General features: G+C 36.9%; 15 protein-coding genes, 1 tRNA gene and 2 pseudogenes. 5 read left to right on the forward strand and 13 right to left on the reverse strand.

The window, feature by feature from the left end; all coding sequences use genetic code 11:
• Positions 1-356: 356 nt before the first annotated feature.
• Together QSG86_RS15040 and prpF are read right to left on the reverse strand one after the other, a co-directional pair.
• A complete protein-coding gene (locus QSG86_RS15040) occupies positions 357-1655 on the reverse strand; it encodes a DcaP family trimeric outer membrane transporter (protein ID WP_317032238.1) in 1299 nt (432 codons plus the stop codon).
• 948 nt (positions 1656-2603) lie between these two features.
• Complete coding sequence (gene prpF, locus QSG86_RS15045; protein WP_317032239.1) at positions 2604-3788, reverse strand: 2-methylaconitate cis-trans isomerase PrpF; 1185 nt, start codon at positions 3786-3788, stop codon at positions 2604-2606.
• Between the two features lie 311 nt (positions 3789-4099).
• Between prpF and QSG86_RS15050 the strand changes: the two genes are divergently transcribed.
• From QSG86_RS15050 to QSG86_RS15065, 4 genes are all read left to right on the forward strand, one after another.
• A complete protein-coding gene (locus tag QSG86_RS15050; RefSeq protein ID WP_317032240.1) occupies positions 4100-5455 on the forward strand; it encodes an amino acid permease in 1356 nt (451 codons plus the stop codon).
• A gap of 83 nt (positions 5456-5538) precedes the next feature.
• Positions 5539-5614: transfer RNA gene (locus QSG86_RS15055), tRNA-Arg, on the forward strand.
• 166 nt (positions 5615-5780) lie between these two features.
• On the forward strand, positions 5781-7007 hold the full coding sequence (locus tag QSG86_RS15060; protein WP_317032241.1) for a tyrosine-type recombinase/integrase: 1227 nt from the start codon (positions 5781-5783) through the stop codon (positions 7005-7007).
• On the forward strand, positions 7007-7165 hold the full coding sequence (locus tag QSG86_RS15065) for a hypothetical protein (RefSeq protein WP_317032242.1): 159 nt from the start codon (positions 7007-7009) through the stop codon (positions 7163-7165). Before QSG86_RS15060 ends, QSG86_RS15065 begins: the two co-directional genes overlap by 1 nt.
• On the opposite strand, the gene QSG86_RS15070 is transcribed toward QSG86_RS15065, so the two are convergent.
• From QSG86_RS15070 to QSG86_RS15120, 11 genes and pseudogenes are all read right to left on the reverse strand, one after another.
• Complete coding sequence (locus QSG86_RS15070) at positions 7158-7301, reverse strand: hypothetical protein (protein WP_317032243.1); 144 nt, start codon at positions 7299-7301, stop codon at positions 7158-7160. The genes QSG86_RS15065 and QSG86_RS15070 overlap by 8 nt on opposite strands.
• 4 nt (positions 7302-7305) lie before the next feature.
• On the reverse strand, positions 7306-7668 hold the full coding sequence (locus QSG86_RS15075) for a hypothetical protein (protein ID WP_317032244.1): 363 nt from the start codon (positions 7666-7668) through the stop codon (positions 7306-7308).
• Positions 7665-8153 (reverse strand): annotated as a pseudogene (locus QSG86_RS15080) (TIGR02594 family protein); the annotation flags it as partial. The gene QSG86_RS15075 and the pseudogene QSG86_RS15080, both read right to left, overlap by 4 nt.
• 73 nt (positions 8154-8226) lie before the next feature.
• Positions 8227-8448 carry a holin gene (locus QSG86_RS15085; protein WP_410487478.1) on the reverse strand — a complete coding sequence of 74 codons (222 nt, stop codon included), beginning with the start codon at positions 8446-8448 and terminating at the stop codon, positions 8227-8229.
• A 151-nt stretch (positions 8449-8599) separates the two neighbouring features.
• Positions 8600-10573: an SGNH/GDSL hydrolase family protein gene (locus tag QSG86_RS15090; protein WP_317032605.1), complete on the reverse strand. Its 1974-nt coding sequence runs from the start codon at positions 10571-10573 to the stop codon at positions 8600-8602.
• Positions 10574-10626: 53 nt separating this feature from the next.
• Positions 10627-11187 (reverse strand): DUF4376 domain-containing protein, encoded by a 561-nt coding sequence (locus QSG86_RS15095; RefSeq protein ID WP_317032246.1) that lies wholly within the window; start codon positions 11185-11187, stop codon positions 10627-10629.
• Between the two features lie 389 nt (positions 11188-11576).
• Positions 11577-14081: pseudogene (locus QSG86_RS15100) on the reverse strand (phage tail protein); the annotation flags it as partial.
• A gap of 60 nt (positions 14082-14141) precedes the next feature.
• Positions 14142-14720, reverse strand: a complete 579-nt coding sequence (locus QSG86_RS15105; RefSeq protein ID WP_317032247.1) for a tail assembly protein — start codon at positions 14718-14720, stop codon at positions 14142-14144.
• Positions 14704-15453 carry a C40 family peptidase gene (locus tag QSG86_RS15110; protein WP_317032248.1) on the reverse strand — a complete coding sequence of 250 codons (750 nt, stop codon included), beginning with the start codon at positions 15451-15453 and terminating at the stop codon, positions 14704-14706. The genes QSG86_RS15105 and QSG86_RS15110 overlap by 17 nt, the downstream gene beginning before the upstream one ends.
• Positions 15450-16355: a phage minor tail protein L gene (locus QSG86_RS15115; RefSeq protein WP_317032249.1), complete on the reverse strand. Its 906-nt coding sequence runs from the start codon at positions 16353-16355 to the stop codon at positions 15450-15452. Before QSG86_RS15115 ends, QSG86_RS15110 begins: the two co-directional genes overlap by 4 nt.
• Before the next feature lie 9 nt (positions 16356-16364).
• Positions 16365-16706, reverse strand: a complete 342-nt coding sequence (locus QSG86_RS15120) for a phage tail protein (RefSeq protein WP_317032250.1) — start codon at positions 16704-16706, stop codon at positions 16365-16367.
• Between the two features lie 203 nt (positions 16707-16909).
• On the opposite strand from QSG86_RS15120, the gene QSG86_RS15125 reads away from it, so the two are divergent.
• On the forward strand, positions 16910-17443 hold the full coding sequence (locus QSG86_RS15125) for a hypothetical protein (protein ID WP_317032251.1): 534 nt from the start codon (positions 16910-16912) through the stop codon (positions 17441-17443).
• Positions 17444-17447: the final 4 nt, after the last annotated feature.

Genomic DNA, 17447 nt, shown 5'->3' on the forward strand with positions numbered 1-17447 from the left:
AAAATGGATCATCTTTTTAAAAGCCTCATTGTTCTCGTCCTCGCATCAACAGGATGGATTCAAGATCCTACTCCATCTGAAAAAATATCGATGAAAAAATAATCTGTTTTTTATTGCAGTTTTAGATAAAATTTTAGCTTAAAAAATATATAAGCAACACAGAGACCAATGCTTATTTATGCTGTATCAATCCATTAACCATGTGGCAAAATACTACATGATCAGTCATGATAGAGAGTGTGCTATAAATCTCATTATCAATGAGCAGCATATTTATATAACATAAAATCAAAATGGCTTTAAGTCAGATCCGAAATCTCACTTAAAGCCAACATAACAATGCGAATTGTTAAAGATTAAAAGCTATATTTCGCCATTAAACCAACACGATCATCATCATATTTTTTGCCATTAAAACTTTTACGTTGGCCATTGATATATTCAATACCCAATTCAAGTGGCTTAACTGGTGAATACACCATGTTAATCCATGCTTGCTGTACTTCTTTGTTAAAATCAGAAGCATTCGATAAAGTATTGGCAAATTTCGCATAATCACTGTTTTTATCTGCAAACAGTGCACCATAACCAATGGTCGTGGTTAAATTATCCAAAATGGCATAAGTCGCGCCAGTTTGTACTGCCCAAATTTCATTTTGTGCAATTTTATCATCTACGATTGCATAAGTCGCAGTAGCGTCTGTACCGTAAAGATATTTATTATCCCCTTTAACATAAGATACATCTGCAGTTAGTTTTAAAGGTTCAAGTACCTGATAAGTTACACCACCTGCAAGCCCCCAACCAGCTTTACTTTTATCAACTTTATCAGATTTATAATATTCAACCAAAGCACGTGCAGATGCACTACCTTTATTATCAGCAAAAGAATGTGCCAGTTTTGCAGTCAGGACTGGTACACGATATTTAATTTCTGAACCAGTACTATCACCTTCTTCTGCTGCCAAGAATAACTTGGTTGTTGGTGCTAAATTAATACCATAACGGACCAATGGTATACGTGCAACACCACCTCCCACGTTGGTATTAAAGTCAATCATAAATGGTGCATGATTAGATAAAAAGTTAGAGGTGGTTTGACCAATCAACCAGTTATCATAGGTTAAATAAGCATGACGGATACGGAAATTATCGGTATTACCTGAACCGCCAGCAAAATCGGCTTCAATTTTACCACCAACATCTGAACCATTGACTTTGGTTTTAAAGTCTACACCAATACGTGTTGTTTTCGCTGTTGCACGTAATTTGTCTTTAACTTGTTTATTATCACCAACACCAGTTTTTGCTACACTGTTAAAATCATTATCAGCACCATTGATAATATAATTGGCATCACCACGAACAAAACCATACAGTTTAACTTCAGCACCGCCTTTGGTTAATGCTGCCAAACCAGAATCTGATTTTGCTACTGCGACAGGTTGTGCTTTCACTTGCTGAATTTGAATAGCCTGATTATTCTGTACCTGCTGTTGCTGCTGTACTAACGTTTTTAACGCTTCAATCTCTTTACGTAACTCTTGAATTTGTTGCTGTTCAGCTGTTGCTGCATGAACAGTATTCAACATCAGTGCTGAAATTGTCACTGCCAAGCCTTGTGCTAAAAATTTCCCATTAAGCAATTGATGCATTAAATTCTCCAAAAATTATTAATATACATTGGTATATGTTAGTCCCTTAAGCTAATTTTTTTAAATACAAAATAGCCTATCCTTACCCATTTATGCTAAATAGCAAAATTTAAAACAGGTTCAACATACGAAATAAGATCGCCATGATAAGACAATTAAACTTATACATGCAATCTCATTCGCATAATCTACCAAGTTATGCATAATATTAAAATCACTTTTACTAAATATTTTATAATAATTTATTAATTTTATTTATTCTGATTTATTTATCTCTATTTTTCATAAATTTAATCTTGTTAAAATATCTAACTATTTATCATCATGATGGTTAGTTGTTAATTCATATTATTTTTAATCAAAATACATGACAATAAATAAACCATCAATTCAAAAATCGCGATCCACGAATTAGCAAAATATTTATCAAACAAGAATGTATTAATTTATAATATTCATAATCTTACAATAGGTTGTTTGACTCTCTGGCGATATTCATCTAAGTCTATAAATATCATTCTTAATGCGCTATATACGTATTATTGTTGCTAAAGCTAATAGTGTAGGCTTTAGCTTAATAGTTATTTATAAAATTAAAATATATTATTAAATATAAATATTTTGCTTAAAATAAGTACCAAAATTGAATATTTATTCTACAGCAACAGTAGCATTGCTTAAATTACATGCATTAAGTTAGTCAATATCATTCATATTGATTTAAATCATTATTGCAATATCGCTTTAGATATCAACTAAAGTAATATTGCAATACGCTATATTTTAAGATGATCTGATCACATTATATTAATAATGATATTTGTCATGGCAGAATGACTCATTTATTCATTTAGAATGCAACCATATTATGGTGCATTCAATTGATATTATGAGCAAATACGATTTAGTATGGAAAATAGCAAAGCATCCATTCATCAGACCATTTCATTACAGCTCAACAGGCACCCTAATCCAGCCTTCCATAAGGACACGTGCACTACGACTCATCACGACACGTTTGACTTGCCATTGTCCATGTTCTTGTTCGGCTTGAGCACCGACTTTTAATGTCCCCGATGGGTGGCCAAAAGTAACAATTTTTTGACCTGATGCCCCTGCAGCGTTATACACTAAAGTACCAGGTATTACAGCAGCTGTGGCAATGGCAACCGCGGCTGTTCCCATCATGGCATGATGTAATTTACCCATCGATAAAGCACGCACCAATAAATCAATTTGCTGCGCTGAAACCTCTTTACCACTCGATGCCATATACGTTTTAGGTTGTGCAACAAAAGCGATTTTAGGTGTATGTTGGCGATCTTTTGCTTCAGCAATATCTTGAATGAGTCCCATTTGTTTTGCACCATAGGCACGAATGGTTTCAAACTTGGCTAAGACTTGCTCATTATTATTAATATCATCCTGTAACTCTGTGCCAGAGTAACCTAAATCCTCAGCATTTAAAAAAATAGTTGGAATCCCAGCATTAATAAAAGTAACTTGAAATGATCCCACACCTGGCACATCTAGAGTATCTATCACATTACCCGTCGGTAGCATTGCTCCACCATCTTCACCATCATCTGCTGGATCAAGAAACTCAATTTGAATTTCTGCTGCTGGAAAAGTCACGCCATCTAATTCAAAATCACCTGTTTCTTGAACTTGTCCATGACGTACAGGAATATGTGCTAAAATCGTTTTGGCAATATTTTTTTGCCAAATATGCACAGTACAAATACCATTTTCAGGGATTTTACTGGCATCAACCAGACCCTGCTGAATAGCAAATGCGCCCACAGCAGCCGTTAAATTGCCACAATTACCACTCCAGTCGACAAATGGTTTATCCAGTGAAACTTGTCCAAATAAATAATCTACATCATGATTAGGCTGGGTACTTTTTGCCACAATCACAGTTTTACTGGTACTGGATGTTGCTCCACCCATTCCATCAATTTGTTTTAAATAAGGGTCTGGACTTCCCATGGCACGTAATAAAATTTGATCGCGAATTGGACCGGGTTGTTGTGCAGCAAGTGGCAAATCATCTAATTTAAAAAATAATCCCTTACTTGTACCACCACGCATATAAGTTGCTGGAATTCTTATTTGTGCTGGAAAACTCATTGATTTAAATCCTTGTCTTGATTTTGTAGTTAAAATTTTCAGTGATTTAGCATACTGCTTTTTTAAGCCGATAGCGAAGATACTGGACTTAAGTATAAAAAAGAAACGAACGATGCGATGATCATTTTTTTATTTCTGAATAAAATTTCATCAGATAAAATTAATACTTTGATAAATTTATAATTAATACAACTTTAAGCATAATCTAATAGCATATATCATATAAATTTATTTTATGATTGATGCGCTACTAGGCGAATTGTATTCAATCTATTACAATCTTGTTACTTATTCATTGTCGGGCTGAAAACTTGAATAACAATTCTACTGAACTTCAGCGTGGCTTAAAGAACCGTCATATCCAATTAATTGCCATGGGTGGTGCAATTGGTACAGGCTTATTCTTAGGTTCCGCTCATGTTATCCAATCTGCTGGGCCATCGATTATCTTAGGATATGCGATTGGTGGCTTTATTGTATTTTTAATTATGCGTCAATTAGGCGAAATGATTGTGCATGAACCTGTTGCTGGTTCATTTAGTTATTTTGCGTATAAATATTGGGGTAAATTTTCAGGCTTCCTCACAGGTTGGAATTATTGGATTCTTTATATTTTAGTGGCCATGACAGAACTAACGGCCGTCGCAAAATATATTAATTATTGGTGGCCACATATTCCCGCTTGGGCATCGGTACTGTGCTTTTTCATCATTATTACGCTTGTGAACTTGGGTAATGTGAAATTCTATGGTGAATCTGAATTTTGGTTATCGATTATTAAAGTATCTGCCGTCATTGCCATGATTGTGTTTGGACTTTATTTAATTTTTACAGCCAATGCTGAATCTAGTGTTTCTTTTAGTAACCTCTGGATTCATGGTGGATTTTTTCCTAACGGTTTTGATGGACTATTTTTTATGCTGGCCTTTTTAATGTTTGCCTTTGGCGGCATTGAACTGATTGGCATGGCTGCAGCTGAAGCTGACAATCCACAAAAGACTATTCCTAAAGCCATTAATCAGGTGGTATTTCGGGTATTGTTATTCTATGTGGGATCAATGGCGGTGTTATTGTCTTTAGTGCCATGGAATCAACTGCAGTTAGGTGACTTAGATAAAAGTCCATTTGTGATGATTTTTAGTCAATTAGGGATTAACTGGGCCGCACATTTACTCAATTTTATTATTCTGACAGCAGCTTTATCAGTCTATAACAGTGGCATGTATGCCAATAGCCGCATGCTCTATAGTTTGGCAAAACAAGGGAATGCCCCTAAAATATTTGCCAAGACCAATCAACAAGGCGTACCTGTCCCTGCTGTACTACTCTCAGCCTTGCTTATTTTTGGTTGTGTATTACTCAACTACTTTGTACCAGAAGAAGCGTTAAGTCATTTAATTTATATTGTTGTGGGTGCTTTAGTCCTTAACTGGGCCATGATTACCTTAACGCATTTACAATTTAAACGTGCACAGCGGAAACTAAAATTTAAAACCTCTTATCCTGCTTTATGGGCACCACTGGGTAATTACTTAGTTTTAGTATTTATTGCTGTTGTACTGTTTATTATGTGGAGTCAAGGCTTTATGGAATCAGTGATCATGATTCCGATTTGGATTGTTGCCATGTATTTGTTATATCAGGCACTCAATCTTAAAGATAAATAAAGTCAAGAAAACCCATGTTAACCTCAAGCCGTAAAAAAGTTATTATTTCGATAATAACTTTTTTATGCTAAGTTATATCCGCCGCGCCCTTAGCTTAACTGGATAGAGCAGTTGCCTCCTAAGCGACCGATGTGGGTTCAATTCCCGCAGGGCGCACCAATATAAAGTTCAGCATAGTATAAGATAGTCTACGAATAGCACTGAATACATTGAAAAACCGTTAAATTTATAATCTAATAGTATAAGATAGTCTAAGATAATCTAGTGTTTATAACGGTATTCATAACGGTATCGTATAAATACCGCTAAATGTGATACCGCTAAAATGGCCAGAACTGTTGTACCGCTTAACGATACGAAGATAAAAAAAGCTAAATCAGAAGGTAGTAATGTAAAGCTGTCGGATGGTGGTGGCCTGTATCTTTTGATTGATAAGAAGAATAATAAGTTTTGGAGATTTGACTACTATCGCCCTTATTCCAAAAAAAGAAATACCATCAGCTTTGGATCTTATCCCGAAGTATCGCTTGCAGATGCTAGATCACGACGAGACGAAGCAAGATCGTTGCTTGCACAAAATATAGATCCACGAGAAGAAAAATTACGTATTAATAACGAGATTACGAATTCGCTTGAAAACACATTTAAGAAAATTGCTGAAGAATGGAAAACTAAACAGAATTTCGCTGAATCAACAATTCAAAAGTCAAATAGTCTTCTTGAAGTGATTTATGAAAACATTGGCAATAAACCGATTGATAAAATTACACCTGTTGATGTTTTAAATGTGTGTCGCATATATGAGCGACAAGGAAAGCTTGAAACAGCAAAAAAAGTAAAAGTCAGGTGTGGTCAGGTTTTTAGATATGGTGTTGCCACTGGTCGTTGTGAACGCGATGTTACGCAAGATTTGCGCGGAGCAATCAAGACCCCAGTTGTTAGACATATGCCAGCAATTACAGACATAAAAGAGTTTGCTAGGCTTTTAGATGCTATTGACCAATACGATGGTACGATTATCACCAAAATTGCTTTTAAAATTGCACCACTGGTTTTTGTTAGACCAGGAGAGCTACGCAAGGCAAAATGGGCTGATATTGATTTAGATGGGGCGATCTGGGCATATACACCACCAAAAACACGTATCAAGACTGGTGTTGAGCTTATTGTGCCGCTTGCAACTCAAGTTGTTACTTTGCTAAAAGAGATACATCCAATTACATCAAATTGTAGTGAATATGTATTCCCTGCTGTGACTAGTAGTAAACGCCCAATGTCTGATAACACTATAAATCAGGCATTTAGAAGGCTTGGTTATGAACGAGAGGCTGTTAGTGCACATGGATTTAGAGCATCAGCCAGAACAATTCTCGAAGAACAGCTTGAATTTCCTGTTGAGATCATTGAGATGCAGTTAGGTCATCAAGTTCGGGATATGCATGGTCGAGCATACAATAGAACCAAGCATTTAGAAAAACGAAAAATAATGATGCAAGCTTGGGCTGATTACTGCGACAAAATTAAAAGCGAGTATATTGAGAGTTTAAGTTGATGCTTGATATTGAGTTAAGAATTCAATTTGAAAATGATATGCAAGATTGGATCATGGCTTTTGGTCGCCCAACTTGGGATGAAGATCAAGAGTTATATGAAGAGAAAGAATGGCAATTCGCCTGGATTGCATATTGCAGAGCGAAAACCCTTATTTGAGGGCTTTCCCGACTTCAATCCAAGCATCAACCTGCATTGCACACTGATTATATTTATCAACCGTATCCACTCCCCACTTTATCAATTCTTTACCGGCGGTACCTGATAATTCCTGAAGCTGTGGACATGACTGCATTAAATTAGCTGGAATCTCGACTTTTGATAAGCGAATTGAGCTGCTGCATGCCGTCGTCATCAATACACTGATTATAATAAATGGGACGCTCAACGATTTTATCGATGTATTTCGTGACTGTTTCGACTTTAATTCGCTGTTCTGATTTTGCTGTTTCATAGTCTGCGCTCAGTTTGTTGATTGTAGATCGCTGCTTTTGAATTGCTTGTTGATGTTGCTGCTCTAGTTTTAATATTTGTGCATTGCACTTTTCTTGAGCTTTACGAAGTTGGCCAGATAAGTGATTTGTATAAGCCAGTTGCCCAAAGCAGATAAAACAAAGGATCGCAATTGCGATCCATGTTTTGTATTTCCAGATTGTTGTCATGCTTCAGTCACCTTCGTTGCTGTAACACCAGTGATAGTCGGTAAATCATAACGATGATCGGCAGGTTTGCTTGTTTTGCCGTACCACATGAATGTGAAGTCTGATTCGTTATAAAGTGCATAACACACTGAATCTGATTGATTTCCACCAAGGCAAACTAATTTCCCTGTCTTTTTATCACGACCAACAACAAAGCAAACATGGCCACCGCCTGCACGTGTTTTTACAGCAATACAGCCATAAGCTGGCTTTGTTAGTCTTGTTCCACTGTTTAGATAATCGAGCGCTCTATACCAATGCTTCGGATATTTAACACCGGCAGATTGTAAGCAATGTGCAGTAAATACACCACACCACGCAGTTTCATCATCTCGCCACCATGCCTTCAGGTCTTCAAGCCACTTAATGATAGTCTTATTGTGTTGAATGCCTTTGATTTCTCGAAGACCAACATGCTTTCGAGCTTCTGCAATCCAGTCTAATTCAGGTTTTACGGACATTCATTTTCTCCAGACGTAAAAAACCGCCAATATGGCGGTGCGATATTTGATTCGGGTATTAACTACCCCACTTTTTAGCGTTTTTCTTTAAATATTCTTCAATGAATGTTGACCCCAAGATGCCGAGAGCACTAGCAATTCCAATCAATGCAAGTGGTGAGATAGTCGGCAATTGAAGCAACACTAAACCCGCAATTAATGATGATGCTGAACCCAAAATGGTTCGTCCAATCAGTAATCTAAATGTGATTTTTTCATTTGAAACTAAGAGCTTACTCATACCGATTAATCCCCCGATAAAAATAAGTGTTAAAAATGTTTTTTCATGATCGTGCATATGTTTTCCTAAATTTGGGTAATAAAAAACCCCACTTCAATTGTGAAGTGAGGTTAGTAGCGGTTTGTTGGGTGATTAACTTACTTATTTTTAATCACAAATCTCTAAGAAATGCCGACATTTTCTTTGCGATACGCTCCATTGCAACGGCACTAGGATGCAAACCATCTGGTGCGGTACTTGCAATATTACTTGTCATAATATTGACGTTTTTCTCGTTGATTCCTGACTGCTTGTAAAGATCAAGATACGGAATTGAATAGTACTCACAAACATCGCGTACAGCTTGACAGTATTGTTCAAGCCTAAATCCTTTCTTATTTGCTGAGCGCATACCCATTGCATTAGAGACTGGCGGGGTAATAATAAAAGCTATTTTTGCAAGTGGATATTTTGTGATAAGACCTTCAATTATTGTTGCCAATGCACCATAAACTGTATCAATTGATGTATCACCAATTGCCCCAAGTATGGTTCCGCCATTCGATCCATAAGAATAACCAAAGTCGTTTACACCACCCCAAACCGTTATTAAATCTGCTGTAGCGTCCATATCTACATATCTCACAGACATCGCTGTTGTATCTGATGTTGTTTTTCTAGCAAGACATGTCCCACCAACACCGAAATTAACGAATGAATCTAAACCAAGCTCAGATACAACGTGTGGCTGATACCAACCACGTGCTGTAATACTATCCCCTAAAGATAGCCATTTTTTGCCAAACCATTGGGTTACTACGCCCTCGCCACCTTGCCCAATCAACTCAAGCGTTTCAGCAGACAAATGATTTGGTTTAATAATTTTATCACCAACATCAACTGAACTTTTTACAAAAGCACCTTCTGTTCTTGTTAATTTTATCCAATTTATATTGGGTAAATCATTTATCTCAGCACCATTGTTCGCTTGTTTCGTTGTAAATTTAACGTATCCAGCTTGTGTCACAGTAATAGATGCAGAAGTCCATGTTCCTGTTGATGATATAAAGTTTTTATTTTCGTCGTACAAAAATGGGCAATATACGTATGCTGAATTTGTGATACTAAAAATATCACCAGCTTCAACTTTAATAAAATCTGTTCGATGTACATTTGTTGAAGTTGCAGTACCATTTGCACCCGTTGTTGAATCAATATTACCGACAAACTTCTCAAACTCATTTAATTCTATGTTTCGATTAATCAATCGATCTGATATATCTTCAGATAAGTGATTTAAAGATATTAACTGATTAGCAATATGTTTATTTTGCTTCACAAAAGTTACATCATCAAACTGCACAACAGCAAAATCACAAACTGTTTGATTAATTAAACCTCCATCGACACGTTTAAATGCAAATCTTACAAAACCATTTTGCGACGCTGTGAATTTCGATGATGATGTTAGCCAAGAATCAGGCGATGATATAAATTTTTTGTTTTCATTATAAAAAGCATGATTATAAAGATATTCATTGCTTCTTAGCTCAATCGTATGTCCTGCGTTAACAACAATATAGTCAGTTCGTTTATGTGTATCTGTGTTAGTAGATGTGCTTGCATCAACACCATTACTTGCGATATACCCTCTTGTTAGAGGGAAATTGCTCAATTCACCAGTCAACTGATCATATTTAATTTTTGCATCATGAACATATTTTTTAGACTGCTCGACAGCATCATAAGCACTCTTAGTTAAGCTTGTCGCATTAGCAGTTGCCTTGTAATACGTGCCACCAATTTCAGCTTCACCAACATCAACTTTGTCCTTCATTGTAATATTTGCAATATCTGCGTTCGCAAGAGCTAAAGTTGCATAAAACTTGGATGCACCGTTTGTAAAATTGGTTAAAGCATCATCAACGTAAGTTTGATCTGCTTTTGGAGTAATAAGCTGCTTTGTTTCATTTTCAGATAAAATACTAAGTCGTTGACGTGCCAAAAGTGCTGTTAAATTATTACCATCCCCCAAAAAATTATAAACTTCAGCAATATTCTGTTGTGTTGCATCAAACGCATTTCGCAGTTTATCACCAGTACCGTCATTTGCAATAATTCCGGTATTTAATATCTTTCTAGCCATAATATTCACGCATAAAAAAAGCACCCAATTGGGTGCTGTGTGGATTTAATTAATTAGAGTTGAATTTGATTTATTTGCTCATGTGTTTCAGCATCATAAATTAACTGTCGAGCAATACGACCACGCTCATGCACACTTGCAACATGCGCTTGTAATGTTTGATACAATTTTCTAAGTTGAGCAGTTGTGAGATATTTTATTGAATTGTTAGCAAGAGTCCATGCCTGATCAATAGCTGCATTTGCAGCACCCGAAATACGTACTTGCGACACTTGATCTGAATCATAAATATCCCCTTCGAACTCAAAACCACCGAACTCTAATGCATCACGCTGATGACGTAATTCAAGCCATTTTTGTTCTTTGATCTGATCAATAGAACGAGGATCAAACCATTGCTTTAATTCATAGTTAAATTCGTGATAAATGCTTGGCTTTTCAGATAAAAAAACCAGCTTATCATCTTGAAAATAATCACCAATATTTACTTGCTGCCCTTCTTTTAAATCATAAAATTTTAAATCTGCTATTGTATTAACATCAATATCAACATCACTGCCACAAATAATACTGATAACTTTACCAAACTCGTTAACAAAAACTCGCTTAATCACTTTTTTACCTCCATTATGCGCATTGTTATATTCTCTGGTTTAACCCATGTATTGATATTTGGTGTTAAAAATTCAGTAGATGTGGGATTATTTGCAACTTCAATTGTGTACATGTTTACACCTGCCGATGGGTAATCAGTGACCGGACTAAGTGATCCAGAGTAATTAAATACTACATATTCAGTAGTTACCGATGTTGCATAAATCTCAAATGACTTAATTAGAACCCCGTTTCTCTTTAAGTGTACTCTCCCAAACGTTGATATATCTTGAAGCTGTGTCTCATACAAATAGTTAAGCGTTAGCCCAATATCAATCATAACGCGACCACCATTTGTGATAATTGATAGTGCCGCAACACCAGTTCCTGACACACCAGTTGTAATTGAGTTGTTAACGATCTGATTTTCAGCAATTTGATTATCTAGAAGATTCAGAACACTACTTGAATCTGATGATGTTACCCCTTCCACCCATTCAGACCATGTGCCAACATTGCCAATACGGTCAATTAAACGTCCTCTATATTTCTGCGTTAAATTGCCCTGCAAGCCTTGAATGGTATGTGTTGTAGTTGGATAAGCAAATAGACCTAGACGAGCGATATTTGATATACCATCTGGCGAAACTTCAATTTCGGTATAAGCGGTATCAAGAGCACCAGTGGTTGGAAAACCCCAATTAATTTGCATACCAAATAACACACCTGTTGCTCGAATAAATGCTAATTCAGGTGGAAATCCTTGCTTGTTTGTTAACTGTGTTAATTCTGAATAAGTTGACAGTGATACAGCATCAAATGCATTAATTGCTGTAACACGCGCTTGATATTTACCAGCATAAATTCCGGATACTTCAATTGAGTTATTCCCAGTTTGCGGTAATTTTAACCAAGAACCATCATCTTTGCGCCATTCAACCTGGTACTTTGTGGCACCATTAGCCTGTGGCCATGCAATAATCATTGTTTCAACAGACAAGCCCTGCTGTACCATTGTTTCAGATCTAATCGTTACAAATTCAACAGGATTTTGAAAATTAGGATTAATAATTGTGATTGATCGATCTTTGATAAATGCAGATTTATCAATCAAATCATGTTTAGATTCTTCATATTGAAGCGCAGTAACAGTGAATTGATGCTGTTCATTCTGCACAATACTCATTACACGAAATTTCATCGTCTTTAAGTCTTGAGCATCAACAATCCATACGTTTTGTGCTGCAACACTGTCAAATGCTGTCGTCACAGTAATAGCACGACCGTTAACAGATGACACAATGCGTGCCTGAGCTTTACCATCCTCACCATTCACAACTAAACGATCACCAGCACGGCAAACCACATTGTCACGATCGATCGTAATAGTTCTTAGATTTGCTGAAACAGCAGAAATACGACCACCATTGGCACGACCAGCAAATAACTCATCTGCGATTTCAATCACTTTACCTGGCTGTGGGATATGACCATCTAAGCCGACGTTAAAGCTCACAGTACGAGTTTCAAGTTGCTCTGATTTTAATGCCCAATTTCCTGCACGTTGTGCTTGTCCTTCAGAGGTACAGCCCCATGCCTCTATCTCAATAATACGAATACCGAGTTGAGCAATTGCATCCTCATCACGTACAAAAACATATTCGGTTTTATAGTGGTTTTTTGGGTTATCCCAAGCCACTTTCGCAACAGTATGTCGATCCCGTGCACGGGTACCAGTGTATTCAAATTGTCCTTCAAGCACATTAGCGCGTGTATAAGTAAAATAGGTATCTTGCGGAATATCAGCATCACAAATGATTGAATTGCCATCCCAATAGCTAATCGCACGAAATACACCAGCAAGCTTGGTTAAAATGGCATAAGCATCTTCCGTGCTTTGCAAGTACACATTACAAGTAAAGCGAGGCTCTTTACCGCCTTTACCATCATCAACTTCTTGATCACAATATTGTGCAAGGCGATACAAGGACCATTTATCAATCATCGCCTGCGTTAATCGATCACCCAGTGCGTAACGTTTTGATGTGCAAATATCATAATAAATCCATGCCGGATTATTTGTATAAGCACGTTTCCAAGTACCATCCCAAAGCCCAACATATTTTCGTGAAACAGGATCATAGTTGCTCGGTACTTTGATCTTAACCCCTTTCAGATCAACCGCTATTTTTGCAACATTAGAAAATGTCTCAGCGTCATAATGCAGACCGAGTAATGCTGTGTTCGGGTAATTCAGCTTAAGATCAATAATTTCCGTGAATGCTTCGACATACATTTTATCGCTAATGTATTCTGATTCTGAATTCTGTGTTAAACGACGTACTCGAATAGTCCAACCGACATTAGCTTTCGGCAATTCAATACGATGTGAGCGCTCATAGTTTGCAGATGTTTTATCTGAAAGCTGTGTATTTAAGACTTCTTTCCAAGCCCCACCATCGGTTTGCAAATCGATTGCGTACTTAATTGTGTAGCCATTTACATCCCCATTATCGGGGTTAGTTTGTCTAATTGGTCCCCACTTTAAACGTATAGATACAGCGTCCAAGTCAGTATTTGAGACAGCTTTAACCCATGGATTTTCAGACTTTAGCTCAACACTAATAGCAGTCTCAGATGAAATATCGGGAAAGCCTTCGATGTGTTCTTGATCATTTGTGCCATGACGAAAAAATGAAGTGATATTCTCAAAATTTTTACCACCGTTTGGATTCTCTAGCGGTGTTTCTTCTAAATAAACAGACTTTAAACCATTTGCTAAGCCTTCAATTTCACCCTCTGACAATCCGTATAAAATTTTAATATAAGTTTTAGATTGTGCTGAGTCGGTTGCGACTACTGGTTTACGAGTATCCCCACTACCACCTTTTGCGCCTTTAATTACTGCATTCATGCTTTTTTCCAGACAATAAAAAAGACGCACTTGGCGTCTATATATTCAATTTAGATTTAGTTAAATTTGATCTTCGGGATACTGGGCAGCACTGACAATAAAACCACCAACTTCACGTTGTCCATAAAGAATGGGGACAGGGTTGCCTTGTGCGATTGTTGTGACTGCTCCACCAAAGCCTTTGTTAGCTCTGTTCCCATCTTCATTCGCATTATCTGTATCAACTTTAGGCATTAGCATTTGAGCAATACCCCCCACAGCCATTCCAATACCAGCACCAATCAATGCTGCACCATAAGCCGTTGTTGCTCCAAAAGTGAAATAACCAACAACAACCAAAACAACACCAAGCACAATATTAAAAATACCATTATCACCACCAGCACCAATCACCTTCGGCACAATCTTGATCACACTAGCTTCAGTATGCATATCAAGCTGCTGTTCTGTAATATTTTCATCATCTTGCCAAATTGCAAAAGCTAGACCACGTTCGTGAGCATTTAGCATGAATTGTTCAAAACCCGGTATTTGTACCGACAATGCTTTTACAGCTTCACGCGTATTTGCGACATCAAGCTTGAATTCTTTACCAAATTTTTTAGCTAAAATGCCGTATAACTTAATTGTTTTTAACATGACGCACGACCTTTATTGTTCGCTCTTGCCACTGTGGACCATAAATTTCACGTACTGATTTACGACAATAAGGATGATGTAAAATGAATGGACCACCCACTAAAGCTGTAGATTCTTCTGATCTCAGTTCAGGATTGTTTCCAAGATAAATCACAGCATGATTTACGTGCTCAGTACGACCTACTTTGCAAAGCAATACGTCACCATATTGCAAGCTGTTAACTTCGACAAAGCCTGCTTGTTCAAAACCATCAAGATATAAAGATTTACTCTCTTTAGATTCCCACCACCGATCCTGACGTTCAAAATCAATTAGTTTTAAACCAAACTCACGCTCATAAAAATCACGTACGATTGAATAACAGTCTTGCCATCCGTGATGGTAATCACGACCCACAAGTGGTGCTCTATAACCAAATGGCTTGTGGATCTGAAATTCAACATCAGGATAAGCGCAAATTACCCAAGGCTTTTGATGCAATTCAATCTGATGTAAATCTAACTCAGAGGCTCTTGCCGTGGCATTCGGATGTGAATGAACATAAGCTTCAATTTCTCCCCATTCTTCAGCATCCGCTAAATCTTTAGGATCAATTTCAAACTGATCATCATGTGTTGAGATATTTCGACAAGCAATATATTGCCCAGAAACAATCACACCACAGCACTCATTCGGGTAACATTGTTCTGCATGCTTTAAAATTGCAGCTTTTAGTTTTTTATTTAGTTTCATAACAATGAGCTCGCAGGAAATGCGCCAAAGCGCAACACATTGCCTTTTCCGAATCGGCATTCACAACCTGATAAGCGTCTAGAGCATTGATCAAAAGCAGGGTTATCGATTGGCTCATCTTTATTGGTAAATAAATTTGCACCAGTCCAACCACATTCTTCAGACCGATATTCCCATTGGCAGTAATTTGATATTTGCCGTACTGGAATTTTTAAGCCTTCGAAATCAATCGGGTTTGATAGTTCAAACGTAACTTGCTGAGCATTTTCAGAAGTCTTTTGCTCGATGTACCAGAGTTGTTCTTTTGCTTCATTCTGTGCAGATGGATTGCCAGCACTAAAATTTTCAGCATCAAGATATTTTGCAAGTGTTGTAATAACTTTAAGCTTTACACCAGCAAAGTCTTTAAATTGCAAACAATAAGCAGAAATAGCACCCTGAATGCCACGAAAGTTATTAGCGAGCGATAATGTTGGTGCTGATGCTTTGCCGTCAGATCGCATTTCAAGACCATTACACTGTAGTGCAATCGGCTCAAATACTTCACCTTGCCAAATTACATCTCGATACCATTTTTTTTCACCAGTAACAATATTTGACTGATCAATCAAATATTCGGTTTGATCAATTCTATATTTGGTTGTATCAATTGCAATTTTTTCATTATCAATAGTTAAAGGTCCATAAGCACGGTTCATTAACTCAGTTTGGTCAATTGTAAACTTTTCGCTATCAATTGAAATATTTGCATTGTCAATTGTAAGATAAATCTTTTCCCAATCTTGATAAGAAATATGTCCATGAAAACGTAAAATTCCAGCTCCAAGTGAACTGGCATCCAATTCAAATAATTGAATTAATCCATCAGCATAGAGTTTTTGAAAGTCGCTATTTAAAGACATTTAAAAACCTCACGGATAAAAAACTTGAGTGAATGTTGTTGAAATTCGCCAAACGTCACCACCCAAACAAACCGGGTTATAGCTACCTGTTTTAACCCGAACTTCACCATCTAGAGGTGAATCCCAAAGAAATGAATCTGAACCTTTGTGAGCATCAAAAAAGGCCTTGATCTGTAAAATCTCGGCCTTATATGCTGTTCGTTGGTATGCCCATTCACCTTTTCTATTGTTGATTCCTACCGAAATATTTTGCTCGTAACCATCACCGAATTTGGAGTTTAAGACTGTAAAGTTCTGGGTGTTTGAGTTGCCGTCTAAGTCGGATGGGAATGTGAATTTTTGGTTGCTCATCCTAATAGTCCGCGGTGCCGTTTTTCATTTTTAATTACTTCTCGAAGTGCATTGGTTAATTCATCATGATTACCTGTAAAGTCCCCTGTTTTTTTAAATTGAATTGCTTTCATTTTTTCTCCAAATAATAAAAACCCACTACAATGAGTGGGTTGGGTGTTAGTATTGACTTGCTTAGAACAAACTAACAAAGGAATTATAGCATGACAATAAATCCACCATTAGAGCCAAATTACCAAAAATGGCCTTATCGCAAAGATACTGAAAATGGTCGTACCAACATAGGGGCTATTGATCTCACTCTTCAACCAGATCGAATAAGTGAAATCCATGAGCTTAATTCAACACCAAAATTGAAAGAGGCTATTTATAACCTAAACAAAGAAAAAACAGCGGTTATGACGCTTGGGTGCCTAATTGAAGAAAGTAAAACAGATAAAGGGGCATGGTATTCCTATGTAGATTTCTGCTTTAGGCCACATATAGATACAAGCGAAGTTAATATGGAGTCTCTAGATGATCAATTCCTAAAATATATAGAAAACAAATACTCTATAGACTTTGTAAATGCTTTAAAACCTCATGTGATATGGGAGTCTTTCCATGCATCACTTTACGACAATAAGCCAAGTCGCGTGTATTCTGTATTTCTGTTAGCTGATTCTGCTGAATCAACTGAGCAGCTTTACCTTTTGCTTGTTGATTGGTTTCATCATGAATTTCTACATTTAGCATAATTTC

Source organism: Acinetobacter sp. SAAs474 (assembly GCF_032823475.1).
In the GTDB taxonomy this organism is placed as follows: Bacteria; Pseudomonadota; Gammaproteobacteria; order Pseudomonadales; family Moraxellaceae; genus Acinetobacter.

Bases quoted from the DNA above. Each gene is read 5' to 3' on its own strand.
- QSG86_RS15040 (WP_317032238.1), bottom strand. From the start codon at position 1,655: ATGCATCAATTGCTTAATGGGAAATTTTTAGCACAAGGCTTGGCAGTG.
- prpF (WP_317032239.1), bottom strand. From the start codon at position 3,788: ATGAGTTTTCCAGCACAAATAAGAATTCCAGCAACTTATATGCGTGGT.
- QSG86_RS15060 (WP_317032241.1), top strand. From the start codon at position 5,781: ATGGCCAGAACTGTTGTACCGCTTAACGATACGAAGATAAAAAAAGCT.
- QSG86_RS15065 (WP_317032242.1), top strand. From the start codon at position 7,007: ATGCTTGATATTGAGTTAAGAATTCAATTTGAAAATGATATGCAAGAT.
- QSG86_RS15070 (WP_317032243.1), bottom strand. From the start codon at position 7,301: ATGCAGTCATGTCCACAGCTTCAGGAATTATCAGGTACCGCCGGTAAA.
- QSG86_RS15075 (WP_317032244.1), bottom strand. From the start codon at position 7,668: ATGACAACAATCTGGAAATACAAAACATGGATCGCAATTGCGATCCTT.
- QSG86_RS15085 (WP_410487478.1), bottom strand. From the start codon at position 8,448: ATGAGTAAGCTCTTAGTTTCAAATGAAAAAATCACATTTAGATTACTG.
- QSG86_RS15090 (WP_317032605.1), bottom strand. From the start codon at position 10,573: ATGGCTAGAAAGATATTAAATACCGGAATTATTGCAAATGACGGTACT.
- QSG86_RS15105 (WP_317032247.1), bottom strand. From the start codon at position 14,720: ATGTTAAAAACAATTAAGTTATACGGCATTTTAGCTAAAAAATTTGGT.
- QSG86_RS15110 (WP_317032248.1), bottom strand. From the start codon at position 15,453: ATGAAACTAAATAAAAAACTAAAAGCTGCAATTTTAAAGCATGCAGAA.
- QSG86_RS15115 (WP_317032249.1), bottom strand. From the start codon at position 16,355: ATGTCTTTAAATAGCGACTTTCAAAAACTCTATGCTGATGGATTAATT.
- QSG86_RS15120 (WP_317032250.1), bottom strand. From the start codon at position 16,706: ATGAGCAACCAAAAATTCACATTCCCATCCGACTTAGACGGCAACTCA.
- QSG86_RS15125 (WP_317032251.1), top strand. From the start codon at position 16,910: ATGACAATAAATCCACCATTAGAGCCAAATTACCAAAAATGGCCTTAT.